Annotated in this window: 1 protein-coding gene; it reads left to right on the top strand. The window is 61.6% G+C overall.

The window, feature by feature from the left end:
- Positions 1-580: AAA family ATPase (locus tag B7449_RS14905; protein ID WP_048883765.1), on the top strand; the 580-nt coding region annotated here is incomplete at both ends.

Below are 580 nucleotides of genomic sequence, written 5' to 3'. Positions count from 1 at the left end.
TTGAACAGCGTGGTCTTGAACTCGGCGGGGAACGGGTCTCGCTGATTCAGGAGATGCGTGGCGACCGGCTGAGGGTGACGAATTCCGCGCAGATCGCTATCGAGGAGGACCTCGCGATTCAGGCGGCTCGTGCTTCAGGAGACCGGAGCGGGGCGCTGTCGGACCGCCAGATCACAGAAGCGATCGGACGATCGCCGCTTGACTTCGCGAGCGAACATGGAAAGACGCAAAAGGCTGCGATCTACGCTCTTGGCCGGGGCGGCGCGCTCTCCATGCTCACCGGCGTCGCGGGTTCCGGGAAGACGGCCCTGCTGTCTCCGCTGGTTGATGCGTGGAAACATGATACGCGTTATGACACGAATGGTCGCAGGGTTATCGGGATTGCCAATGCCTGGCGCCAGGCAGACGCATTACGTGAGGCCGGCATCTTTGACACAAGCGCTATGCTGCCCTTTCTGGCGCGGCTGGAGAGGGGTGACGTCGATGTGGATCGAAACACGGTACTGGTGATTGACGAGGTCGGTCAGGTCGGCCCACGCCAGATGCTTCGCCTGTTACAGGTGCAGCGTGATACTGGTTG

This window comes from Komagataeibacter intermedius TF2, from assembly GCF_000964425.1.
Lineage (GTDB): Bacteria > Pseudomonadota > Alphaproteobacteria > Acetobacterales > Acetobacteraceae > Komagataeibacter > Komagataeibacter intermedius.
Note: the sequence above shows the minus strand (reverse complement) of the source record. Positions and strands in the feature narration are given on the sequence as shown.